The sequence below is a fragment of the Mixta calida genome (assembly GCF_002953215.1).
GTDB lineage: Bacteria > Pseudomonadota > Gammaproteobacteria > Enterobacterales > Enterobacteriaceae > Mixta > Mixta calida.
Window position 1 is genome coordinate 2,548,468 of record NZ_CP026378.1, and the last position, 20,805, is coordinate 2,569,272.

At 54.6% G+C, this 20,805-nt stretch carries 26 protein-coding genes and 3 pseudogenes; 26 read left to right on the forward strand and 3 right to left on the reverse strand.

Going from position 1 to position 20,805, the window contains the following annotated elements; translation table 11 throughout:
* The first annotated feature begins 275 nt into the window (after nt 1-275).
* A complete protein-coding gene (locus tag C2E16_RS12200) occupies nt 276-1,406 on the forward strand; it encodes a DNA cytosine methyltransferase (protein WP_084970529.1) in 1,131 nt (376 codons plus the stop codon).
* Nucleotides 1,363-2,337, forward strand: a complete 975-nt coding sequence (locus C2E16_RS12205) for an HNH endonuclease (protein WP_104951516.1) — start codon at nt 1,363-1,365, stop codon at nt 2,335-2,337. The genes C2E16_RS12200 and C2E16_RS12205 overlap by 44 nt, the downstream gene beginning before the upstream one ends.
* Nucleotides 2,338-2,374: 37 nt before the next feature.
* On the opposite strand, the gene C2E16_RS12210 is transcribed toward C2E16_RS12205, so the two are convergent.
* Both C2E16_RS12210 and C2E16_RS12215 read right to left on the reverse strand, forming a co-directional pair.
* On the reverse strand, nt 2,375-3,403 hold the full coding sequence (locus C2E16_RS12210; RefSeq protein ID WP_084970528.1) for a phage portal protein: 1,029 nt from the start codon (nt 3,401-3,403) through the stop codon (nt 2,375-2,377).
* Nucleotides 3,403-5,166: a terminase ATPase subunit family protein gene (locus C2E16_RS12215; protein WP_084970527.1), complete on the reverse strand. Its 1,764-nt coding sequence runs from the start codon at nt 5,164-5,166 to the stop codon at nt 3,403-3,405. Before C2E16_RS12215 ends, C2E16_RS12210 begins: the two co-directional genes overlap by 1 nt.
* A 145-nt stretch (nt 5,167-5,311) precedes the next feature.
* Here C2E16_RS12215 and C2E16_RS12220 point away from each other — a divergent pair, with 145 nt between their 5' ends.
* From C2E16_RS12220 to C2E16_RS12310, 20 genes and pseudogenes are all read left to right on the forward strand, one after another.
* A complete protein-coding gene (locus tag C2E16_RS12220; RefSeq protein ID WP_084970526.1) occupies nt 5,312-6,160 on the forward strand; it encodes a GPO family capsid scaffolding protein in 849 nt (282 codons plus the stop codon).
* Between the two features lie 50 nt (nt 6,161-6,210).
* Nucleotides 6,211-7,290, forward strand: a complete 1,080-nt coding sequence (locus tag C2E16_RS12225) for a phage major capsid protein, P2 family (RefSeq protein WP_104951517.1) — start codon at nt 6,211-6,213, stop codon at nt 7,288-7,290.
* 3 nt (nt 7,291-7,293) lie between these two features.
* Complete coding sequence (gene gpM / locus C2E16_RS12230) at nt 7,294-7,962, forward strand: phage terminase small subunit (protein ID WP_084970525.1); 669 nt, start codon at nt 7,294-7,296, stop codon at nt 7,960-7,962.
* A gap of 92 nt (nt 7,963-8,054) precedes the next feature.
* Nucleotides 8,055-8,519, forward strand: a complete 465-nt coding sequence (locus tag C2E16_RS12235) for a head completion/stabilization protein (RefSeq protein WP_084970524.1) — start codon at nt 8,055-8,057, stop codon at nt 8,517-8,519.
* Nucleotides 8,519-8,722, forward strand: coding sequence for a tail protein X (locus C2E16_RS12240; protein ID WP_084970523.1), 204 nt, complete (start codon nt 8,519-8,521; stop codon nt 8,720-8,722). Before C2E16_RS12235 ends, C2E16_RS12240 begins: the two co-directional genes overlap by 1 nt.
* 5 nt (nt 8,723-8,727) lie before the next feature.
* The gene (locus C2E16_RS12245; protein ID WP_084970522.1) at nt 8,728-8,952 is read left to right on the forward strand and encodes an HP1 family phage holin; all 225 of its coding nucleotides are present in this window, start codon (nt 8,728-8,730) and stop codon (nt 8,950-8,952) included.
* Entirely contained in the window at nt 8,936-9,445 is a 510-nt protein-coding gene (locus C2E16_RS12250; protein WP_084970521.1) for a lysozyme, read from the forward strand. Before C2E16_RS12245 ends, C2E16_RS12250 begins: the two co-directional genes overlap by 17 nt.
* Nucleotides 9,445-9,792: pseudogene (locus C2E16_RS21160) on the forward strand (Rz-like lysis system protein LysB); the annotation flags it as partial. The gene C2E16_RS12250 and the pseudogene C2E16_RS21160, both read left to right, overlap by 1 nt.
* A complete protein-coding gene (gene lysC, locus C2E16_RS20985; protein WP_218925956.1) occupies nt 9,713-10,033 on the forward strand; it encodes an Rz1-like lysis system protein LysC in 321 nt (106 codons plus the stop codon). The pseudogene C2E16_RS21160 and the gene lysC, both read left to right, overlap by 80 nt.
* On the forward strand, nt 9,966-10,433 hold the full coding sequence (locus C2E16_RS12260; protein WP_084970520.1) for a phage tail protein: 468 nt from the start codon (nt 9,966-9,968) through the stop codon (nt 10,431-10,433). Before lysC ends, C2E16_RS12260 begins: the two co-directional genes overlap by 68 nt.
* Nucleotides 10,430-10,882, forward strand: coding sequence for a phage virion morphogenesis protein (locus tag C2E16_RS12265; RefSeq protein ID WP_084970519.1), 453 nt, complete (start codon nt 10,430-10,432; stop codon nt 10,880-10,882). Before C2E16_RS12260 ends, C2E16_RS12265 begins: the two co-directional genes overlap by 4 nt.
* Nucleotides 10,883-11,210: 328 nt before the next feature.
* Nucleotides 11,211-11,417 carry a hypothetical protein gene (locus C2E16_RS12270; RefSeq protein WP_084970518.1) on the forward strand — a complete coding sequence of 69 codons (207 nt, stop codon included), beginning with the start codon at nt 11,211-11,213 and terminating at the stop codon, nt 11,415-11,417.
* 34 nt (nt 11,418-11,451) lie between these two features.
* Complete coding sequence (locus C2E16_RS12275) at nt 11,452-12,633, forward strand: reverse transcriptase family protein (RefSeq protein WP_084970517.1); 1,182 nt, start codon at nt 11,452-11,454, stop codon at nt 12,631-12,633.
* Nucleotides 12,630-12,845: a retron Se72 family effector protein gene (locus tag C2E16_RS12280; protein ID WP_133052069.1), complete on the forward strand. Its 216-nt coding sequence runs from the start codon at nt 12,630-12,632 to the stop codon at nt 12,843-12,845. The genes C2E16_RS12275 and C2E16_RS12280 overlap by 4 nt, the downstream gene beginning before the upstream one ends.
* A gap of 119 nt (nt 12,846-12,964) precedes the next feature.
* Nucleotides 12,965-13,549 carry a phage baseplate assembly protein V gene (locus C2E16_RS12285; RefSeq protein WP_084970545.1) on the forward strand — a complete coding sequence of 195 codons (585 nt, stop codon included), beginning with the start codon at nt 12,965-12,967 and terminating at the stop codon, nt 13,547-13,549.
* Nucleotides 13,546-13,896 carry a GPW/gp25 family protein gene (locus C2E16_RS12290; protein ID WP_084970515.1) on the forward strand — a complete coding sequence of 117 codons (351 nt, stop codon included), beginning with the start codon at nt 13,546-13,548 and terminating at the stop codon, nt 13,894-13,896. The genes C2E16_RS12285 and C2E16_RS12290 overlap by 4 nt, the downstream gene beginning before the upstream one ends.
* A 4-nt stretch (nt 13,897-13,900) precedes the next feature.
* On the forward strand, nt 13,901-14,809 hold the full coding sequence (locus tag C2E16_RS12295; protein ID WP_104951519.1) for a baseplate assembly protein: 909 nt from the start codon (nt 13,901-13,903) through the stop codon (nt 14,807-14,809).
* Nucleotides 14,802-15,410, forward strand: a complete 609-nt coding sequence (locus C2E16_RS12300) for a phage tail protein I (RefSeq protein ID WP_084970514.1) — start codon at nt 14,802-14,804, stop codon at nt 15,408-15,410. Before C2E16_RS12295 ends, C2E16_RS12300 begins: the two co-directional genes overlap by 8 nt.
* Nucleotides 15,407-16,356 (forward strand): annotated as a pseudogene (locus C2E16_RS12305) (phage tail protein); the annotation flags it as partial. The gene C2E16_RS12300 and the pseudogene C2E16_RS12305, both read left to right, overlap by 4 nt.
* Nucleotides 16,357-16,759: 403 nt before the next feature.
* Entirely contained in the window at nt 16,760-17,134 is a 375-nt protein-coding gene (locus C2E16_RS12310) for a tail fiber assembly protein (protein WP_257152220.1), read from the forward strand.
* A 531-nt stretch (nt 17,135-17,665) separates the two neighbouring features.
* On the opposite strand, the gene C2E16_RS20575 is transcribed toward C2E16_RS12310, so the two are convergent.
* Nucleotides 17,666-18,067 carry a gp53-like domain-containing protein gene (locus C2E16_RS20575; protein ID WP_146107478.1) on the reverse strand — a complete coding sequence of 134 codons (402 nt, stop codon included), beginning with the start codon at nt 18,065-18,067 and terminating at the stop codon, nt 17,666-17,668.
* A gap of 21 nt (nt 18,068-18,088) precedes the next feature.
* Between C2E16_RS20575 and C2E16_RS12315 the strand changes: the two genes are divergently transcribed.
* The 4 genes and pseudogenes from C2E16_RS12315 (at nt 18,089) to C2E16_RS12330 (ending at nt 20,798) form a co-directional block, all read left to right on the forward strand.
* Nucleotides 18,089-18,685, forward strand: a complete 597-nt coding sequence (locus tag C2E16_RS12315; protein WP_104951520.1) for a recombinase family protein — start codon at nt 18,089-18,091, stop codon at nt 18,683-18,685.
* A 62-nt stretch (nt 18,686-18,747) separates the two neighbouring features.
* Nucleotides 18,748-19,916, forward strand: a pseudogene (locus C2E16_RS12320) (phage tail sheath protein).
* Nucleotides 19,917-19,928: 12 nt separating this feature from the next.
* Nucleotides 19,929-20,441 (forward strand): phage major tail tube protein, encoded by a 513-nt coding sequence (locus C2E16_RS12325; RefSeq protein ID WP_104951521.1) that lies wholly within the window; start codon nt 19,929-19,931, stop codon nt 20,439-20,441.
* A 60-nt stretch (nt 20,442-20,501) separates the two neighbouring features.
* Nucleotides 20,502-20,798 carry a phage tail assembly protein gene (locus C2E16_RS12330; RefSeq protein WP_084970044.1) on the forward strand — a complete coding sequence of 99 codons (297 nt, stop codon included), beginning with the start codon at nt 20,502-20,504 and terminating at the stop codon, nt 20,796-20,798.
* The last annotated feature ends 7 nt before the right edge of the window (nt 20,799-20,805 follow it).

A 20,805-nucleotide genomic window follows, 5' to 3' on the forward strand; every position in this document is an offset into this window, starting at 1 on the left:
GCAGCATGCAGCTGCATGAAAAACGATGCATAAAGCGGGCAGGCGTGGCGGGGATAGCATTGCGCGCAATGGGTACTAACATGTATGCGCAGACTAATCTAACAAGCCAAATATAGTGAGGGTTAAACAAATCTATCAGTTTTTGACACTCACCAGTAATGATGACACAACGTGCTTATTCAATACTTCAAGGTCTCTAGGTCTTGCATGTAAATCTATACAGCATTAGGCTTAATAACGATGAAAAGACTAATGCTAAGAGATGAGTTCCCGAAATGAACAAAAACCATAAAATCAAAATAATAGACTTATTTTGCGGAGCGGGCGGCTTGTCAGCTGGTTTCTTTAAAGGAGATTCAGGGAAGGATTTCGAAGGTATCTTAGCTATCGATAACGATAAAGCTGCGATCAAAACTTACAATGCAAACTTTGGTGACCACGGAATTGCTGTCAACATTGAAGAGTGGTTAAGTGAGCATGACGTTCCCAAAGCTGATGTTGTCATTGGCGGCCCACCATGCCAAGGATTTAGTTTACTGAATAAAAATCGAACTGGCGATATCCGTAGAGCGCTATGGGAACCCTATATGGATTTCATCGAGAAGTCTGGTGCGAGCGTTTTTGTAATGGAAAACGTACCAGGCCTTCTTACCAGTGAGGAGTTTGATGATATAAGACAGCGTGCTGAAGAACTTGGCTTCCTGTTGCTTAATCCAAAAGTCCTTAATACCGCTGATTATGGCGTACCCCAGACTCGTAAACGGACCATCGTCGTAGGTGTGAAGAAGATCGATTTTGAAATCGATAAGTTACCAAACTTTCCTCCTGCTCCGACACACAGAGCCCCTGAAAAAATTGGGGATCTGCCAGTATGGCGCACCGTTAAAGAATTCATTTCTGATTTGCCGGAGCCTGTCGGAACAGAAATTCGCGCCGAGCTTTCCCCATTAAATTTACATTTTGGAAGAAATCCTACCGCGCTATCACTTGAGCGATATAAGGTTGTTCCTATTGGCGGAAACCGCTTCGACTTACAGAGATTACGACCTGATATTACACCTGCATGTTGGATTAAAAAGACTTCTGGCGGAACGGACTTGTTTGGTCGCCTGTGGTGGGATCGTCCTTCGGTGACGATAAGAACAGAATTTTTCAAACCTGAAAAAGGTCGTTATCTGCATCCAGATAAACATAGACCTATTACTCATCGTGAAGCTGCAAGACTTATGAGTTTTTCCGATGATTTTGTCTTTGTAGGTACAAAAACTGAAATTGCCCGTCAAATTGGTAATGCGGTGCCACCTGTGTTTGCAGGCCATATAGCCCGATTTGTAAAAAACTTAATGGATTTAAGAGTCGAGAATGGCAAGAAGATCGAAGCGGAAAGAACCAGAGCAACTGCGTAAAGAGTTGTTGAATCTGATTGAGGCTTTTGAATCAAAGCTTAAGGATGATTCATTACGAGAGCAGGTCCTTGCTCTCGTACCAGCAAACCATACGCTAAGAGATTTAGGGGGTTCATTAATTAGGGATGAAGACGTTCATTCAGCTAGAGATAGAATCCTTGCTTACTTAAAGCGCTACTCGAAAACACTGGTTCATGGTGATGAACTCATGGTGGTTGCTGGTATAAGTGAATATGCGAGACGCATAAGAGAGCTTCGAGTTCAATGCGGTTGGCAAATTTTGAGTGGCACCGTCCTTAAACAAATGGTTGACGAAGGCGATTTAGGACTGCATGAAATCCAAGCCAACTCATTGAAAGATTTGAAGACTGACATATATGCGTTGATGTCAACTGAGGAAGACAGGGATGCGGCCCACCGATGGAATATGGCGAATGATATTCGCAAAAAAAAGGTGGGTATGAAGGAAAAAATCATTGAATACTTTAGACGAAATGTAGGAAAGATTGTAACTGGTGAAGAAATTGCTTATCTGGCCAATGGCAATAGTGAATGGGCTCGCCGTTGTCGTGAACTGCGCACTGAAGATGGTTGGCCAATAGTTACTAAAAGTTCCGGTCGTCCTGATCTACCTGTAGGCGCATATGTTTTAGAAGAAGATAAGCAAGCGGAACCCCATGACCGGAAAATTCCAGACAAAGTGAGAATTGAGGTCCTGGATAGAGATGAACATTCCTGCAAAATTTGTAAATGGAATTATAAAGATGTGCGGCCACATGATCGCAGACATCTACTCGAGCTACATCATATTAAGCACCATGCCAAAGGTGGCGAAAATACTGCAGAAAATCTCATCACGCTTTGCAATGTTTGCCATGATGACATACATAAAAGAAATCCAGCAGCTGAAGAATTACTAAAACTAATTTAATAGACTTTTGGTCGCTTATAAAGCGACCAAAAGTCAGCTACAAAGAGTAATTTATAAAAGTTATAACCTCTTCCCCAACCCATTCATTTATCTCCTTCATCCGCTCCTGCAGCGGCGTCAGCTCGTTCCTGGCAAATACCTGCGACGCCTTCACTGCATCCCCGAACCCGCCGGAGTTGTCCGGGATAATCCCCATCATTTGCGGCGGTACGCGGTGCGCGCTCAGCAGGTCGTCACGGCTCGCCTTTTTGATGTTAAAGAAATCGTCCTTTGTCGCTACCTCGCTGAGCGGCAGGATCTTAATCCCGTCCGGTTTGCCGTTCGGCGCGTACATAAACAGATTGCGGAAATTACCCAGGCCTTTTGTGTCGCGCATTGCCTGGCGCATCCGGTCAATATCGCTGCTGCTCTGCGCCGCGTCGGTCATATACAGGATGTAGCCCGCATGCGCGCCGTTCTGGTAATACTTGCGACGAAACAGCGTGGCCGCTTCATTGAGCCAGGCGGAGTTAAGCGCGCTGAGGTATTCCGGCAGGCCGTACAGCTCCTGATTAATATCCGGCTCGATAAGATGAAACACGCTGCCGGCAGCGAACGGGTGCGGCTCCTTCCAGTCATTCACAAACCAGTAAACGCCCTCTTCCACGCCGCGGCGGGTAAACTTGGCCGGGGTGGTCTCCAGTCGCCACGGCTCGCCGAGGCCATTACGGCGCAGCTCGGCAAAGGCATTGCCAAACACCAGATAATCCAGCGCAAACTTGCTGAACTCCTGCTGGCTCATCATTGGGTGCGGTACAAAGGTTGACGCCAGAATGTTGCGCTTTACGTAAATCGGTGAGCTGTGATGCACCGCCGATCGCAGGCTTTTCGCCAGCCCGTGAAAGCTGACCGGTGGCTCATACCAGCGCCCGTTACCGATGCACTCGGCATAATCCAGAATATCGCGCTTGTCCATCACCGGCGTCGGCTCGCCAAAGGTGAACGCTTCCGCCTGCTGCTGCGGCGCGGCGGCCTGAACGGGCTGCGTTTTTGCGTTGAAAGCCTTACGGCTCCTGCGTTTGCTCATCAGTAAAATTCCAGAATTGAAGGGTTGGCGCCGCCGCTGGCGGCGGTCAGCGGTTCGTTAAGCAGCGCATGCATAATCGCCCAGGCGACGTCGGCGTGGCTGGCGTCCTCGCTGCGGCTCGCCTCATAAGTGGAGCGGTTGCCGCTGGCGGTCATGGTTTTGCGGATTGCCATAAATGACTGCGTAATGTCGGTGTGACCGGCGTCGTATTCCAGGCGTCCGCTGCTGATGGTGTCCTTTGCCTTCAGCACCATCGCGGTTTTCACTTCCGGCGAGTAGCGAATTTCACGCGCCGCCGGGTAAAACTGGCGAACCAGCTGAAAAACGCCCTGGCCGATGCCGGTCGCATCCACGCCGATATATTCCACGGTGTATTTTTTTGTTAACTCCTCAATGGATTTCGCCTGCGCGGCAAAGTCCATGCCCCGCCACTGGTGACGCTCGAGCACGCGAAACTTACCGCCGGCAACCAGCGGCGGCGCGATAACGGCACAGCCGGCGCTGTCACCGGTGTACGACGGGTCGTAGCCAATCCACACCGGCCGGTAGTCAAACGGGCGCGGCAGATACGGGTTAAAGTCGCTCCACTCCTCCAGGCTGTCGATCATGCAGGTCTGCAGCTCGGCGAACGGGAACACGCTTGCCTCATCATCCACAAACTCACACATCAGCAGGTTCTGGTATTCCGACGGGCTGTATTCCAGCTGCAGCTGGTCCAGGTCGAACAGGTTACAGCCGCCGGTCAGCGCATCCTCGACCGTGACAATCTGCCGCCACTGGCCGTCACCGCAGAGCGCGCCTTTTGCCAGGTGCGTATGTGAAAGGTCGATCTCGATGCGGTCGCCTTTGCTGCGCCGGCCCTTGTTGAACAGCTCGCCCGACCAGAACGGATAGGCGGAGTGCGACAGGCTCGACGGCGTGGAAAAGTAGGTGGTGCGCCATTTCTTATGCAGCGACATGCCGCTGGCGACCTTTCGCAGCTCCTGGAATTTCGGTATCCAGAAATATTCGTCCAGGTACAGGTTGCCGGTGTAGCTCTGCGCGGTGCGCACGTTGGTGCCGAGAAAAATCAGGCGGGCGCCGTTCGGCAGCACAATCGGATCGCCTTTCAGGTCAACGTCCACCTGGCGCGCAAAGTCGATGATGTAGTTTTTAAAGACATGCGCCTGCGCCTTGCTGGCCGACAGGAATATCTGGTTGCGCCCGGTGGTCAGCGCGTCAATCAGCGCCTCGCGGGCAAAGTAGAACGTGGCGCCAATCTGGCGCGACTTCAGGATATTGCGGATGCGGTGCGCCAGCCCGGCTTTGTGCCAGTGCAGCTGATACTCAAAGCAGCCTTCCATAAACAGGCTGGTCAGCTTTTCCGCCTGCTCATCGCTGAAGACGTTCTTCACGGCCGGCTGGCGCTCGCCTTTGTTGCGGTTGCGCACGTTCGGGTTAAGGTCGGCCTCGTTGCCGCTGCTGCGGTAGCGCTCCACGCGGGCAAGGCGCTCAATCTGGCGGCCGAGTGCGTCTATCTCTTTGTAATCACTGTTCCCTTTTACCTCTTTCAGAATGAGCTGGATTAACCGCGCCTCCATGCTGGCTTCCACGCGACTGATGGGCGCAACGTCGTCCCACGCGTCGCGCAGCTTCCAGCTCTGCACGGTCGGCGTTTTGATGCTGAGCGTTTCCGCTATCTGGCGCACAGAGTAGCCCTGCCAGTAAAGCAGGGCCGCCTGGCGGCGCGGATCGCTGATGGTGGTTGTCGGTGTCATGTTCATGGCGTCAAGGCTACCGGCGCCGGAACGCCCGCGCCCGCTGTCCCTGTCCGCTCACAGATGAGCAAACCGGCTTTCGTTGAGGGAAATCCGTGCGGCGGGGAAACTGACCCCGAACCGAACCACACCCCTGACCGGAGCCTGATACATGGCAATCAAAGCAAAGCGTTTTCGCATCGCCGTCGAAGGCGCCACTACCGACGGGCGCAAAATTTCCCGTGAATGGATCTCGCAGATGGCGGCGAGCTATGACCCGTCCATTTACGGTGCGCGCGTCAACATGGAACACATCAAGGGCTACGCCCCTGACAGCACCTTTCGCCGCTTTGGCGACGTTACGGCCGTGGAGGCTGAGGAAATCGCCGACGGCCCGCTGAAAGGCAAGCTGGCGCTGTATGGCTGGATTGATCCGACGCCGGAGCTGGTTGAGCTGACGCGGGCGCGCCAGAAAATTTACACCTCGATCGAGGTTAACCCGGCGTTTGCCGACACCGGCGAGGCGTATCTGGTCGGCCTGGCCGTGACCGACGACCCGGCAAGCCTCGGCACTGAAATCCTGAGCTTCAGCGCCACCGCTGCGGCGAATCCGCTGGCCTCCCGCAAGCTGCACGCGGACAACCTCTTTACCGCTGCTGAGGAAACGCTGATCGAGTTTGAGGAGGTCGCCGACCCGGCGCCGTCCGTCCTGAGCTACGTCACCGGCCTCTTTTCCCGCAAAAAGAAAACCGACAACGAGCTGTTTGCCGACATGGGCGCGGCCGTCGCCGCCGTGGCGGAAAAGGTACAGCAGAACGAAGACGAACTGACGCAAAAGCTGTCGGCGCTGGAATCAGGCTTAACCACACGCCTTGAGGTGCTGGAGCAGCAGCTTGCCGACGACCGCAGCGCCTTCGGCGCGCTGAAAACGCAGCTCTCGCAGAACGACGGCGCCAGCTTTACCCGCCGCCCGGCCGCGACCGGCAGCGATCCGAATTCCGGCGTGCAGACCGACTGCTGACAGGCGCTGCCTGAACCACAACCCGATAACTGAACTGAACAGGAGCGCAGATGCGCCAGAACACCCGCTTTAAATTTAATGCCTTTATGTCCCGCCTGGCCGAGCTGAACGGCGTGGACACCGGCGACATGAACAAAAAATTCACCGTGGAGCCGTCGGTCACGCAGACCCTTATGAACCGCGTGCAGGAGTCCTCGGACTTTCTGACCCGCATTAACATCGTGCCGGTTGCTGAAATGAAGGGCGAGAAAATCGGTATCGGCGTGACCGGCTCGATTGCCAGCACCACCGACACCGCGGGCGGCGACGAGCGTGAAACCGCTGATTTTGCCGCGCTGGACAGCGATGTTTATGAATGTGCGCAGGTCAATTACGACTTTCATATCCGCTACAACACGCTGGATTTATGGGCGCGCTATGAAGACTTTCAGGCCCGCCTGCGCGACGCCATCGTGAAGCGCCAGTCGCTTGACCGCATCATGATCGGCTTTAACGGCACTCATCGCGCCAAAACCTCTAACCGCGCCGCTAACCCGATGCTGCAGGACGTGGCCGTGGGCTGGCTGCAGAAGTACCGCGAAAAAGCCCCCGACCGCGTGATGAGCAAAACCACCAATGACGACGGCAGCGTGACCGAAAAGGTGCTGGTCGGTAAGGGCCGCACCTATGCCAACCTTGACGCGCTGGTAATGGACGCCACCAACAACCTGATCGCGCCGTGGTATCAGGAAGACCCGGAGCTGGTTGTGATCTGCGGCCGTCAGCTGCTGGCCGACAAATATTTCCCCATCGTGAACCAGAGCCAGGCCAACACCGAGCAGCTGGCCGCCGACCTGATTGTCAGCCAGAAACGCATCGGCAACCTGCCCGCCGTACGCGTGCCGTACTTCCCGGCTAATGCCCTGATGATCACGCGCCTCGATAACCTGTCGATTTACTGGCAGGAAGGCACGCACCGCCGCCTGATTGACGAGGTGCCGAAGCGTGACCGCATCGAAAACTACGAGTCCATCAACGAAGACTACGTGGTGGAAGATTACGCGGCAGGCTGCCTGGTGGAAAACATCGAGCTGTCCGATGCGCCGGTTGAGGCGAAAGCGGAAGCCCCGGCGGAAACCCCGGAGGCGTAACCCATGTTAAGCCCTGCCCGACGTCACATGATGCGCCAGCAGGCCATTGAGGCCGCACAGCAGCAGAGCAACCCGCTGCGCCACGCAACCGGCTATGAGCAGATGCTGGTAAAGCTCAACGACGACAAGCGACGCCTGAAAAAAGTGCGCTCCACCGAGCGCAAGGCGGAGCTGAAGCGCCAGATGCTGCCGGACTATCAGCCGTGGGTGGCGGGCGTGCTGAGCCAGGGGAAAGCCGTGCAGGATGCCGTCCTGATGACCGTCATGATCTGGCGGCTCGATACGGGCGACATTCCCGGCGCGCTGGACATTGCGCGCCATGCCCTGCTGCACGGGCTTGTCCCGCCTGACGGCTTTAAGCGCGACAGTACGGCCTACCTGCTGGCCGAGGAAGTTGCCAGCGCGGCGACGCGCGCCTGGACGATTAAGGCGCCGGTGGATATCAACCCGCTGCTGGCGACCATCAGGCTGACGGAATCCGAAGACATGCCCGACCAGGTGCGCGCCAAGCTGCACAAAATCACCGGGTATGTGCTGCGCGATGCGGGCAGGGCTGACGAGGCGTTAGCCCATCTCACACGGGCGCTGCAGCTGCATGAAGGCTGCGGCGTCAAAAAAGACATAGAGCGGCTGGCAACGGCCATGAAAAAGCAGGCTGCGGCCCGCCGCTGACAGAACGCGCCCCGCGCCGGGCGGCAGGACGGCAATGCGCTTTTTAAGCGTCTGCGCCGTCCTCCACCGCCCACCTATTCAGAGGCCATGAAATGACTTCAGTAGTAATAAACGGACCGCGACCGGCGCCTGACGCCGAGCCGCCGGTGAAAAACACCTTTTTCTGGCCTGACATTGACCTGCAGCAGCTGCGCAACGCGCTGCGCCTTGAGGGCACCGTCACCGCCGACCGCCTGCGTCTGGCGGTGAAAACCGCCATTTCTGAAGTAAACGCCGAGCTGTACGACTGGCGGGCGGAGAAGATGGCGGCGGGCTTTCCCCTGCTGGCGGTGGTGCCGGCCGAGACCTTCGACGGCAAAAGCGAAAAGGTGACGCACTACTTCGCCGCCGTGGCCGCGCTGACGGCCGCCACCATCGCCGAACGCTATCGCGGCTACGACGCCGCCGGTAAAAAGGCCGACGTGGTGGAAGGCACCGCCGACGAGTACTGGCGTGACGCCCGTTTCAGTATCAGCCGCATCGCTGAAAAGCCCGGCTGCATTGTGAGCCTGCTGTGATGAGAATTTACGCGCAGCAGGGCGATACCGTTGATGAAATCTGCTTTCGCTATTACGGGCGCACGCAGCAGGTGGTTGAGCAGGTCTATGCCGCTAACCCCGGCCTTGCGGAAAGCGGGCCGGTACTGCCGCACGGCTGTGAGGTGACACTGCCGCCGCAGCCGGCATCCTCAGCGGGCGAAACCGTTAACCTGTGGGACTAACAAGCATGGAGAAAATCAGCTCGCTGATTAACTACCTGATCGGCCTCATCCTGATGTGGTTTGGCCGCCACACGCCGCAGGATATTGCCTTTATGGTCGGTTCCGGCGTTGCCGTGGTGACGCTGGTGATCAACGTGGCGACTTTTTTTATTAACTGGCACTACCGCCGCAAAACCTATGAGCTGCAGCGCCACCAAGCGCAGGGGGTGAACCTTGAGCCAGACCGCTAAGCGCTGCGCGGTGGCGGCCGTGCTGGCAGTGGCTGCCCTGCTGCCTCAGTTTAAAACCCTGAAAACATCAGAGGCCGGGCTGCAGCTGATTGCCGATGCGGAAGGCTGCCGCACCTCGCCGTACCAGTGCAGCGCCGGCGTCTGGACGAACGGCATCGGCCATACCGCCGGCGTGACGCCTCAGAGCGTGGTCAGTGAGCGACAGGCGGCGGTGAATCTGGTGTATGACGTGATGCGCGTCGAGCGGGCCATTGATGCCTGCATGCGCCATGACATGCCGCAGCCGGTTTATGACGCGGTGGTGTCCTGGGCGTTCAACGTCGGCACCTATGCCGCCTGCCGTTCCACGCTCGGCGCCTATATCAACCGGGGCGAGTGGCGCAGCGCCTGCCTGCAGCTGTCGCGCTGGGTATTTGTGAAGGGCGTATTCAGCCTGGGATTACAGAACCGCCGCGACCGGGAACTGGCCTGGTGCCTGAAGGGGGCTGCATGATGCGTCTGATAGTTGTCGCGCTGGCCGTGGCGCTGGCGGCGCTGGCCTTTGCCTGCTGGCGCCTGTCCTCAACGGAAACCGAGCTGGCGCACGCGCAACGCGTGATTGGCACGCTGTCAGCCGGGATTGAAAGCCGGGATAAAGCAATCAACCGCCTGAACGATGAGGCCCGTGAAGGGGCGAAGCGTGAAGCTGCTCTGCGACTGCTGCAAAGTCGTGCCGCCGGTGCTGCCCTTACCCGTGAAATGCAGATACAGAGGGAAACCGATGCAAACCCGACACTACGCAGCTGGTCTGCTGCTGCCCTGCCTGACGATGTTATCCGGCTGCACAGCCGTCCCGCCTTCAGCAACGCCCGCGATTATCTGGACTGGCTGTCCACGCGTGACCAGCTGCCCGGTGCCGGGCAACCGGCTGCAGACGCAGGGCGATCTGGCGGCCGATAACCGCCAGCTGGAGGCTGCGCTCGTTTCATGCGGGCTGCAGGTTGAAATTATCAAAGAATGCCAGGAGCAACACGATGCTGAAACCGAAACAGCTGCGCGAGGCGCTGACAAACAGCGTCCCGCTGCTGGCGCGCAACCCTGACAGCCTGAACATGTTTATTGATTCGGGGCGGATTGTCTCGACGCTCGCCAGCTCGCTGTCGTTTGAATACCAGTATCAGCTGAATCTGGTGATTACCGACTACGCCGACGATATCGATCTGGTGATGGTGCCGGTGCTGGCCTGGCTGCACGAGAACCAGCCCGACATTATGGCGACCGAAGAAAAGCGCCGCACCGGCTTCACCTTTAAGGCGGACGTGTTAAGCGACACGCTCTGCGATATCAGCATTGACCTGCAGCTCACCGAGCGCGTGATCGTGAAGCAGGACGGCGATGCGCTGCATGTTAACCATATCGGCGAGCCGCCGCTGCCGGATAACGTCAACAGGCCGCTGCAGCTCTACGTTAACGGCGAACTGGTCAGCGAGCTGACGCCATGAACGGGCTGGAAGCATTTGACGACCGGCTGGCCGCGCTCATTGCGAACCTGTCACCGGCTGCACGTAAAGAGATGGCCCGCAACATCGCGAAGCGCCTGCGCGCCAGTCAACAGCAGAATATCAAACGCCAGCAGACGCCGGACGGCACGCCGTTCAAACCACGCAAGGCGCAGCCGGTCAGGAAAAAGAAAGGCCGGGTAAAGCGTGAGATGTTCAAAAAGCTGCGCACCGCAAAGTACATGAAGGCCAAAGCCAGCGCCGACGACGCCGTGGTGGAGTTTACTGGCAACGTGCAGCGCATGGCCCGCGTGCATCATTACGGGCTGCGCGACCGGCCGGCCCGCAGGGGGAAAGATGTGAAATATGAAAGCCGTACTCTATTGGGTATATCCCAGAATCATTTGGCCTTGATAGAAAAGGTTATGCTCACAATGTTAAGTGAAATTTGATCACCACCTCAAAAAAGTATTTGCATTCTTAAACCAGATTTCATTATTATCGCTAGGCAACATACAGGTGTATCTCGCCTGTTGCCGCTCTTTTAAAATGTCATTTAATAAGGTAACGATGCCTTTTGGCGATCCCTCGGGATCATGACCGGCCTCCCGGGTATCCTTAGCGCGTTTCGTGCAACATGCATTGTGTTGCATATGATGCAGCTAAAATAACCGACTATTGTCTGGCGTACGGAGTTAGGAGTGTTGAAGTCGACATGATTTACCTTATTTGAGCTCTGGTCTGGCAGCGTAATTATGCGCTTCAACGGAGATATCAAATATGAAATTCAATCTTTCATTTAAACTTAAAATGACATTTGGTTTTAATAAGAGCACGGCATTACCCAAAACAGAATTAAGTAATGTCAGTGAGCAAGTCGACGGAAACAAAAAAAGATGGTTGATGACTGCGTTAGTGGCTTCAATCCCTTTGGTTAAGTTGTTAACTATTGCATTGAAATTGTTGTATGTATGGTTAAACACTTAATTTACTCCTAACTCATTTACGGCAATAAAAGTTTATGGATAAGCCTTATTACCCCTACAAAGCCATATCTTCAATTGAAACTCTTGCAAAAACTCTTGGAATTAGAGTGAATTTGCTTTCTCTTCTAGTTGAAAAGTCTGACAGTTCTTATCATGAATTCATTGTTTGCACTAAAAAGGGCAAAGATCGAACAGTTTATGAGCCTAAACCATTATTAAAAAGACTACAAAAGAAAATAAATTCACGCATTTTTGAAAAAGTTAAATACCCTGTTTATCTGCAAGGAGGGATCAAAGACGAAATAAATAAAAGGGACTATGTAGAAAATGCTCTTTTGCATTCTAAAAACAAGCCAAAACAATTAATTGGCTTAGACATAAAATCCTTTTACGACAATATAAAATCAGATAAAGTTTTTGATATATATAAATATTTTTTTAAATTCCCTGATCCAGTTTCAGATGCCTTAACCAAGCTGACAACTTTCAAAGGAAAATTACCTCAAGGGGCTTGCACGTCTTCCTATCTAGCAAATTTAGTTTTCTTTAATAGCGAGTATAACCTAGTTTCATATTTTAGAAATATGAACATAACATATACACGACTACTTGATGACGTTACTTTATCGAGCCCTGTTAAATTAAGCGAAAAACAAATTGGTGAGTCAATAAAAAAAGTTGTAGCCATGTTTAGGAAATACAACCTAAAGCATAATAATAAAAAAACAAGTATAGAATGCAATAGGAATTTAAAAAATGGCTTCCAAGTAACTGGGTTGTGGGTAGGGCACGCAACACCTAAGACTACAAGGGATGAACGCCGTTACGTTAGACTTCTTGTCAAAACTTGCGAACAGAAATATAAAAACAATCCGTATACTGAAGAGTATCATGAGTTATGGAATAAAACTTCAGGGCTGGTGGCAAAGCTGAAAAGGTTAAACCAGCCAAGCCATGACACCCTTAGAAACAGGCTATCTTTAGTACTACCACTCTATGATGCTGTAATGGTATCTAAGTTAATGATGGAGTGCAAAAGCTTACTTCGTGTAAAAAACAAAATTGAGTATAGTGTTAGCGAAGTTAACCATATTAACAAAACTCTATATAAACTTGGGATACTTTCAAGAAACAACCCAGGCAGAGCATCGATTTGGAGAAAAAAAATTATTGCTAATTTCAAAAACTTACCTACAAAAAGGGAGCTATGGGAATGAATCATGAAAAAAATGAATTAGGAATTGTCAAAATATTTAATTCATTCAAAGGATTTGGCTTTATTACAAGAGAAAAAGGAAAGGACGCCTTCTTTTTTTATGAGGATATAGTAAAAGATTTAACACAGGTTTTTCCTGGTGATCGGGTTTCGTTTATTGTCAGACAAACATCAAAAGGGCCTAGAGCTTATAGCATAAAGAAATTAAGCTAGCACTTATAAATAATATTTTCACACCTAAGCTGTATAACTCTTCTGAAATCCGAATTGCTGAGCCATCAGTAAACACATACAGATTCCCCATCTAAACAATAATCGCCATATTAATGGCCATGAACAAACAACTTTCCGAAATCCTGCGCCTGCTGCGCAACCTGATCCGCATCGGCACCGTGTCCGCCGTCAATCTGGACGACGGGCTTTGCCGTGTCGATACAGGTAACAACACTACCGACTGGCTGCACTGGCTTACTGCCCGTGCCGGGCGCTCACGCGCATGGAGTGCGCCGTCTGTGGGTGAGCAGGTGCTTGTCCTTTGCCTGGGCGGCGAACTGGATACCGGCTTTGTGCTGCCCGGCGTATTTTCTGACACCCACCCTGCCCCGTCGGCCTCCGCTGATGCCCTGCACTGGTCATTCCCGGACGGCGCCGTGATTGAGTACGAGCCGGATACCGGCGCGCTGAGCGCAACCGGCATCCAGACCGCGCTGATTAAGGCGGCGGTAAGCATTACCCTGGACAGTCCGCTGGTTGAATGCACCCATGCGCTGAAAACCGCCACTTTCGAACTGACCGGCGGCGGCACGATGAAAGGCGATGTGCAGCACAGCGGCGGCGCGCTCAGCTCTAACGGCAAGGTACTGCATACGCATAAACATACAGGCGACAGCGGCGGGACAACGGGAGCGCCACTATGACTACTGCGCAATATAGCGGCATGAGCCGCGATACCGGCGAGGCGCTGGCAGACCTTGAACATATCAGCCAGTCAGTGCGTGACATTCTCACTACGCCGATCGGCTCCCGGATTATGCGCCGCAGCTATGGCTCCCTGCTGTCGGCGCTGATTGACCAGCCGCAAAACGCGGCACTGCGCCTGCAGATTATGTCGGCCTGCTACATGGCAATTCTGCAGTGGGAGCCGCGCATAAAGCTGACGTCCATCAGCTACGAGCCTGCGTTTGACGGCGGGATGGCGGTGGAAATCACCGGCAGCCGCACCGACGCCGCGCAGGACTTTTCACTAACCATTCCTGTGAGCTGACCCTATGGCAACCATTGACCTGAGCCAGCTGCCTGCGCCCGATGTGGTTGAGGTGCTGGATTATGAAACGCTGCTGGCCGAGCGCAAGGCCACGCTGATTTCGCTCTACCCCGCAGAGCAGCAGGCGGCCATCGCCCGCACGCTGGCGCTGGAGTCCGAGCCGATTGTGAAGCTGCTGCAGGAAAATGCCTACCGCGAGGTCATTCTGCGCCAGCGCGTGAATGAAGCGGCGCAGGCAAACATGGTGGCCTACGCCAGTGACGGCGACCTCGACCAGCTCGGCGCGAACAACGGCGTTCCCCGCCTGACACTTACCCCGGCCGACAATACCACCATCCCGCCGACGCCCGCCGTGATGGAAAGCGACGACGATTTCCGGCTGCGCGTGGCGTCTGCCTTTGAGGGGCTGAGCGTGGCCGGGCCGACCGGTGCCTATGAATATCATGCGAAAAGCGCCGACGGCCGCGTGGCGGATGCGTCAGCCATCAGTCCGTCGCCGGCCTGCGTCACTGTCACCGTGCTGTCGCGCGAGGGCAACGGCGAGGCGCCGGCCGACCTGCTGGCCGTGGTGGATGCCGCGTTGAACGATGAGGACGTGCGCCCGGTCGCCGATCGCGTCACGGTGCAGTCAGCGTCGATTGTGAATTACGCCGTTGAGGCGGTGCTGTACCTCTATCCGGGGCCGGAGGCTGAACCTGTCCGCGCCGCTGCCGAGAAAAAGCTCGCTGCCTTTGTCAGCGCGCAGGCCCGCCTCGGCCGGGACATTCGTAAATCAGCACTTTATGCCGCGCTGCATGTTGAGGGCGTGCAGCGCGTTGAGCTGGCGCAGCCGGCGGCCGACGTGGTGCTGGACAAGACGCAGGCCGCGTACTGCACCGGATACAGCATAACGGTCGGAGGCTCTGATGAGTGATCGCCTGCTGCCGGCCGGCTCGTCGGTGCTGGAAGTGGCCGCCGCTGAAGCCTGCGCGAAGATAGAAACCATTCCGGTACCGCTGCGCCGGCTGTGGAACGCGCAGACCTGCCCGGTCGAGTTGCTGCCGTATCTCGCCTGGGCGTGGTCGGTTGACCGCTGGGATGCCGGCTGGCCGGAAGCCACAAAGCGCAGCGTGGTCGCCGCATCGGAATACGTTCACCGGCACAAAGGCACCATCGGCTCGCTGCGGCGCGTGGTGGAGCCGCTCGGTTATCTGATACGCATCATTGAGTGGTGGAAAACCGGCGAGGCGCCCGGCACGTTTCGCCTCGATGTGGGCGTGCTGGATACCGGCATTACACAGGAAATGTATAACGAGCTGGAGCGCCTGATTGCGGATGCAAAACCCTGCAGTCGCCACCTTATCGGGCTGTCGATTAACCTGGACTCAACCGGCGCGCTGCCGGTAGCGGCGGCGGCTTACAGCGGCGATGAGCTGACTGTTTATCCCTATACACCCGAAACCATTACCGTGAGCGGGCCGGGCTATACCGGCGCAGCGGTGCATATTACTGACCAGACGGACGTACACGCATGACAACAAAATTTTATGCCCTGCTGACAAATCAGGGCGCAGCCAAGCTTGCCAACGCAGCAGCGCTTGGCACCAAAATCCAGATTACCGAAATGGCCGTGGGTGACGGCGGCGGCACGTTACCAACGCCTGACGCTTCACAGACCAGGCTCGTTAATGAGAAGCGCCGTGCCGCGCTGAATTCGCTGAGCATTGATGCGGTGAACAGCAGCCAGATTATTGCCGAGCAGGTCATTCCTGAAAATGAGGGCGGCTTCTGGATACGTGAAATCGGCCTGTTTGATGCCGACGGCGACATGGTGGCCGTGGCGAACTGTGCTGAAACCTACAAGCCGCAGCTGCAGGAAGGCAGTGGCCGCACGCAGACCATCCGCATGATTTTAATCGTGAACAGCACGGCAGCCGTGACGCTGAAGATTGACCCGTCAGTGGTGCTGGCAACGCGTAAATATGTGGATGATAAAGTTATCGAGGTGCGGGCTTATGCTGACGGCCTGATGGAAAAACATCTGGCCGCTGCTGATCCACATTCGCAGTACGCACCGAAAGCCAGCCCGACATTTACCGGCACGCCAAAAGCCCCGACGCCTGCAGCGGGCAACAACACCACGCAGCTGGCAACCACGGCTTTTGTGCAGGCAGCACTGGCAGCTCTGACCGGTGCGGCACCTGCCGCGCTCGATACTCTGAAGGAGCTGGCTGATGCACTGGGAAATGACCCGCATTTTTCTGTCACTGTTCTTAACCAGTTAGCCGGGAAATTGGATATAGCGAAAAACGGCAGCGATATCGCGGACGTGGCTGCGTTTCTTAAAAATCTTGGTTTGGGCGAAGCGGCAAAACGGGATGGGACGGCGGCAAACCAGCTGCCGGACATGAGCAGTTTCAAGAACAGTATGTCGGGAACGGCTATATGTGCCTTCCAGGCGGACTCATTATTCAGTGGGGATAGTGTCGTTAGATTATTCAAGTGAGCATAGTGCTTATACGGTTGCAGGTGGTTCCGTAAATAAATATAAGGCGCGGTGTTTACCCTATAGTGTTTCCCAATTCAGCATTGAGCATTACGCGACAAGCAATGACACGCTGAATGCATTTATAGCGACCATATATCCCGCTTAAAGAGTGGTTTTAACTGGTCTTGTCAGTCAACGCAGCCTTACAGCGCCGCCGGTTCGGGAGGTAATTCATTAAGCTGGATTGCTATTGGCTATTAATATGTAACGTTACTTTACTGCCGTCGTTATAAAATAAAATCGTCTTGTGGTTTGGTACATGGCACAACAGTAATTCATTAAAACTAAAGCAAAGTGAATTTAGAATGTAGCTTTATACTTATTGGAGGATGTTTAATGAGTTACTGGTTTAGCCCTGAATACAATGCTTTTTACCCTAAATCTCTTGAAAATGCATATAAGACTGCAGGAACGCTCCCAAATGATTTAAGAGATGTAAGTGACGATGTTTTTATAGAATATTCCGGGATGCCTCCTGCTGGAAAAGTACGAACTTCTGATAATGAAGGCTTCCCCTGCTGGGCTGACATGCCCGTTCCTGAAGTGTCTGAAGATGAATTAAAAGCACAAGCCAGAAAATTACGTGATGAATTTATATTATCAACAGATCGGATGTTAGTTGTGGACTATACAATCAATGACATCCCCCAGTCTGGTCAACAGCGCGAAGAATTGTTAAAAGTTCGTGCCAGCTTCAAAACCTGGGAATGATGAAGGATGGCCGGAAATCGCGCTGCCAGAAATTCCATCGTGGATTCTAATTGAGGCAGTTAATAACGGCTATATTGTTCCTGTCTGCCTGATTAATCTAATTTAAAAAGCCCGAAAGGGCTTTTTACTTAATTATTTATAGCTAATATCCTATCGCAATCCATGAAAACCATCGACCATCTGACGTGTATGACGGCATTCAGATTTACATTGTGCGGACGCTCCTGTTGTCGTTGGTACGCCGATTGATATTGATTGACTAAGCGTCCGGTACCGATTTACGCGGTCATAATCTGTCGCCTGCACGCCAGCAGAACCTATAATCGCCTGACAGCCCCCGGAAATGCGACAGGAAACTTAATATCACATACGTATGACGTAATATCCTTTATTGCTGAAGTCGTACCCCGCCCCAACTGAATGATAATTTTTCTTTCTAAACCAGCGAATTTAACCGGGATCGTTAGCCAGCCGTTAACAGACATATTTGATTCAGCTTAATGAATTACTGCCGCTTCGCCCAAACCAACGTTATATTCCGATCGCCAAATAAAAACCGTTGACGCTACCAATCGACGTGCTTGTAAGGCGCGCCACGGTAAATCCTGCGTTGTTTCGGTCAGTAGTTCCGTATGACAAACACGCAGCGCCTGTATCAGTAACAAATATGGCAAAAATATCTTTTGGAAACACTACGGGGAACAGCACTTTCCCTGTTGCGCTTCCAGCAGGGACAGGAGCATATCCCCACTGCAAAATGAATCCCCCGGCTATTTTCTGCCAGCCGGTTCTTGACAGACCGTTTGAAAAAGCGCCCATGTCAGGGATTTGATTAGTATCGCTCCCGATATCCCGTTTTGCCGCCTCGCCTAAACCAACCAAAAACCGAAAGAAAACCCTGGCCCTGAAAAGCGCCAGGCTGGCACACTCCACGCCATTTATGCGAGGTTTACTGTGCTGATTGGCTACATCAGGGTGTCAACAAATGACCAGAACACTGATTTGCAGCGTAACGCGCTGCAGAGCGCAAATTGTGAACTGATTTTTGAAGACAGAATAAGCGGGAAAAAGTCAGACCGCCCCGGACTGAAAAAGGCACTGCGCTGCCTGCAGGAGGGCGACACGCTCGTGGTGTGGAAGCTCGATCGACTGGGCCGCAGCATGCGCCATCTGGTCATGCTGACTGAGGAACTGCGCGAAAAGGGAATAAACTTCCGCAGCCTGACCGACAGCATTGATACCAGTACGCCAATGGGTCGATTCTTTTTTCATGTCATGGGGGCGCTGGCGGAAATGGAGCGCGAGCTGATTGTTGAGCGTACCCGTGCAGGACTGGCAGCGGCACGGGAGAAAGGCCGCATCGGTGGCAGGCGGCGGATAATGACGCCTGAAGTGGTCAGCCGGGCTGAAAGAATGCTGACGAACGGCGCCACGCTGCATCAGATTGCCCTGGTGCTGGAGGTATCGGTAAAGACGCTTTATCGCTATATTCCTGCCGTAAAACAGCAGCGCCTGCGTGATTCTGTCCGGTCACCGGCCAGCAAACCATGAAAGCATGCACCTGCCAGCCTGAGCTGACAATCTGAGCGCACCCATAACACGGAGTGCATCAGATGTCTGATTATCATCACGGTGTCCGCGTCGTCGAAATCAACGACGGCACGCGCACCATTTCAACCGTATCCACGGCAATCGTGGGAATGGTCTGCACGGCAGAAGATGCCGACGCTGCGGCCTTCCCGCTCAATGAGCCGGTGCTGATCACCAACGTCCTGTCGGCGGTCGGCAAGGCCGGTAAAAAAGGCACGCTGGCCGCCGCGCTGCAGGCCATTGCCGACCAGGCGAAGCCCGTCACCGTCGTGGTGCGCGTGGCGGAAGGCGCCACGCCGGCGGAAACCACCTCGAACATTATCGGCATCACCGACGAAAACGGCCGTTACACCGGCATGAAAGCGCTGCTGAGCGCGCAGACGCAGCTCGGCGTCAAGCCGCGCATCCTCGGCGTGCCGGGCCACGATTCGCTGGAAGTCTCTACCGCGCTTGCTGGCATCGCTCAGCAGCTGCGCGCCTTTGCCTATGTGTCAGCGAGGGCTGCAAAACCCTTTCCGAAGCGATGGCGTACCGCGAGAACTTCAGCCAGCGCGAGCTGATGGTTATCTGGCCGGACTTTATTGCCTGGAACACCACCGCCAACCAGTCCGAAACCGCCTATGCCACCGCCCGTGCGCTGGGCCTGCGTGCAAAAATAGACACCGAAACCGGCTGGCATAAAACCCTGTCGAACGTCGGCGTCAACGGCGTGACCGGCATTTCCGCCTCGGTCTTCTGGGATTTGCAGCAGACCGGCACCGATGCCGACCTGCTCAACGAGGCGTGTGTTACCACGCTTATCCGCAAGGACGGCTTCCGCTTCTGGGGTAACCGCACCTGTAGCGACGATCCGCTTTTTGCGTTTGAAAACTACACCCGCACCGCGCAGGTGATTGCCGACACGATGGCCGAGGCGCATATGTGGGCCAACGACAAACCGCTGACGCCGGTACTGGTGCGCGACATTATCGCGGGCATCAACGCCAAATTCCGCGAGCTGGTCAGCGCCGGTTACCTGCTGGGCGCGTCGTGCTGGTATGACGACACGGCCAACGATAAAGACACGCTGAAGGCGGGCAAGCTCTTTATTGATTACGACTACACGCCGGTGCCGCCGCTGGAAGATTTAACCCTGCGCCAGCGCATCACCGATAAATATCTGGCGACCTTCGCCGCATCCGTTAACAGCTGAGGAGCCGGATAAATGGCATTACCCCGCAAATTAAAAGGGCTGAACCTTTTCAACGATTCAAACAACTATCAGGGCGTGGTGACCGCCGTCACCCTGCCGAAGCTGTCACGCAAGCTGGACGCCTACCGGGGCGGCGGCATGAACGGTGCCGCGTTCGTGGACAACGGGCTGGACGACGATGCGCTGGATATGGAGTGGACGATTGGCGGCATAGACGATCTGGTACTGAAACAGTGGGGCGCCAGCGCGGCCGTACCGCTGCGCTTTGCCGGCTCCTATCAGCGCGACGACACCGGCGAGGAAATTGCCGTGGAGATCGAGGTGCGTGGCCGCCATCAGGCGTTTGATTTCGGCGAGGCCAAACAGGGCGAGGATACCGAGACCAAAATCACCACCAAAAACACCTATTTCCGCCTGACGTGGGACGGTAAAGAGCTGATGGAAATCGACACCATCAACATGATCGAAAAAGTGGACGGCACCGACCTGCTGGAGCAGCGCCGCAAAAACCTCGGCCTGATGTAACCCGGGTGCCGGCGCCCGATGCCGGCCCTGAATGAACCTGACTACTGCGAGTAAAGACAAATGGAACAGAAAGAAAACATGATTGAACTGGAATCCCCGCTGAAGCGCGGCGACACCGAAATCAGCCAGGTGGAACTGATTAAGCCCAACGCCGGCGCGCTGCGCGGCGTGCGCCTGGCTGACCTGTGCGGCTCGGACGTTGACGCCCTGCTGACCGTGCTGCCACGCATCACCGTGCCGGCGCTGACGAAAGCGGAATGCCTGAACCTCGATCCGGTTGACCTGATTGCGCTGGGCGGGAAAGTGATCGGTTTTTTGTCCTCGAAGTCGGCCGACCCGACTGGCCCCGAAGCCTGACCGTGAA

Excerpts from the sequence above, each read along its gene's own strand:
- C2E16_RS12200 (WP_084970529.1), top strand. The coding sequence starts at position 276 with ATGAACAAAAACCATAAAATCAAAATAATAGACTTATTTTGCGGAGCG.
- C2E16_RS12205 (WP_104951516.1), top strand. The coding sequence starts at position 1,363 with ATGGCAAGAAGATCGAAGCGGAAAGAACCAGAGCAACTGCGTAAAGAG.
- C2E16_RS12210 (WP_084970528.1), bottom strand. The coding sequence starts at position 3,403 with ATGAGCAAACGCAGGAGCCGTAAGGCTTTCAACGCAAAAACGCAGCCC.
- C2E16_RS12215 (WP_084970527.1), bottom strand. The coding sequence starts at position 5,166 with ATGAACATGACACCGACAACCACCATCAGCGATCCGCGCCGCCAGGCG.
- C2E16_RS12220 (WP_084970526.1), top strand. The coding sequence starts at position 5,312 with ATGGCAATCAAAGCAAAGCGTTTTCGCATCGCCGTCGAAGGCGCCACT.
- C2E16_RS12225 (WP_104951517.1), top strand. The coding sequence starts at position 6,211 with ATGCGCCAGAACACCCGCTTTAAATTTAATGCCTTTATGTCCCGCCTG.
- gpM (WP_084970525.1), top strand. The coding sequence starts at position 7,294 with ATGTTAAGCCCTGCCCGACGTCACATGATGCGCCAGCAGGCCATTGAG.
- C2E16_RS12235 (WP_084970524.1), top strand. The coding sequence starts at position 8,055 with ATGACTTCAGTAGTAATAAACGGACCGCGACCGGCGCCTGACGCCGAG.
- C2E16_RS12240 (WP_084970523.1), top strand. The coding sequence starts at position 8,519 with ATGAGAATTTACGCGCAGCAGGGCGATACCGTTGATGAAATCTGCTTT.
- C2E16_RS12245 (WP_084970522.1), top strand. The coding sequence starts at position 8,728 with ATGGAGAAAATCAGCTCGCTGATTAACTACCTGATCGGCCTCATCCTG.
- lysC (WP_218925956.1), top strand. The coding sequence starts at position 9,713 with ATGCAAACCCGACACTACGCAGCTGGTCTGCTGCTGCCCTGCCTGACG.
- C2E16_RS12260 (WP_084970520.1), top strand. The coding sequence starts at position 9,966 with ATGCTGAAACCGAAACAGCTGCGCGAGGCGCTGACAAACAGCGTCCCG.
- C2E16_RS12265 (WP_084970519.1), top strand. The coding sequence starts at position 10,430 with ATGAACGGGCTGGAAGCATTTGACGACCGGCTGGCCGCGCTCATTGCG.
- C2E16_RS12270 (WP_084970518.1), top strand. The coding sequence starts at position 11,211 with ATGAAATTCAATCTTTCATTTAAACTTAAAATGACATTTGGTTTTAAT.
- C2E16_RS12275 (WP_084970517.1), top strand. The coding sequence starts at position 11,452 with ATGGATAAGCCTTATTACCCCTACAAAGCCATATCTTCAATTGAAACT.
- C2E16_RS12280 (WP_133052069.1), top strand. The coding sequence starts at position 12,630 with ATGAATCATGAAAAAAATGAATTAGGAATTGTCAAAATATTTAATTCA.
- C2E16_RS12285 (WP_084970545.1), top strand. The coding sequence starts at position 12,965 with ATGAACAAACAACTTTCCGAAATCCTGCGCCTGCTGCGCAACCTGATC.
- C2E16_RS12290 (WP_084970515.1), top strand. The coding sequence starts at position 13,546 with ATGACTACTGCGCAATATAGCGGCATGAGCCGCGATACCGGCGAGGCG.
- C2E16_RS12295 (WP_104951519.1), top strand. The coding sequence starts at position 13,901 with ATGGCAACCATTGACCTGAGCCAGCTGCCTGCGCCCGATGTGGTTGAG.
- C2E16_RS12300 (WP_084970514.1), top strand. The coding sequence starts at position 14,802 with ATGAGTGATCGCCTGCTGCCGGCCGGCTCGTCGGTGCTGGAAGTGGCC.
- C2E16_RS12310 (WP_257152220.1), top strand. The coding sequence starts at position 16,760 with ATGAGTTACTGGTTTAGCCCTGAATACAATGCTTTTTACCCTAAATCT.
- C2E16_RS12325 (WP_104951521.1), top strand. The coding sequence starts at position 19,929 with ATGGCATTACCCCGCAAATTAAAAGGGCTGAACCTTTTCAACGATTCA.
- C2E16_RS12330 (WP_084970044.1), top strand. The coding sequence starts at position 20,502 with ATGGAACAGAAAGAAAACATGATTGAACTGGAATCCCCGCTGAAGCGC.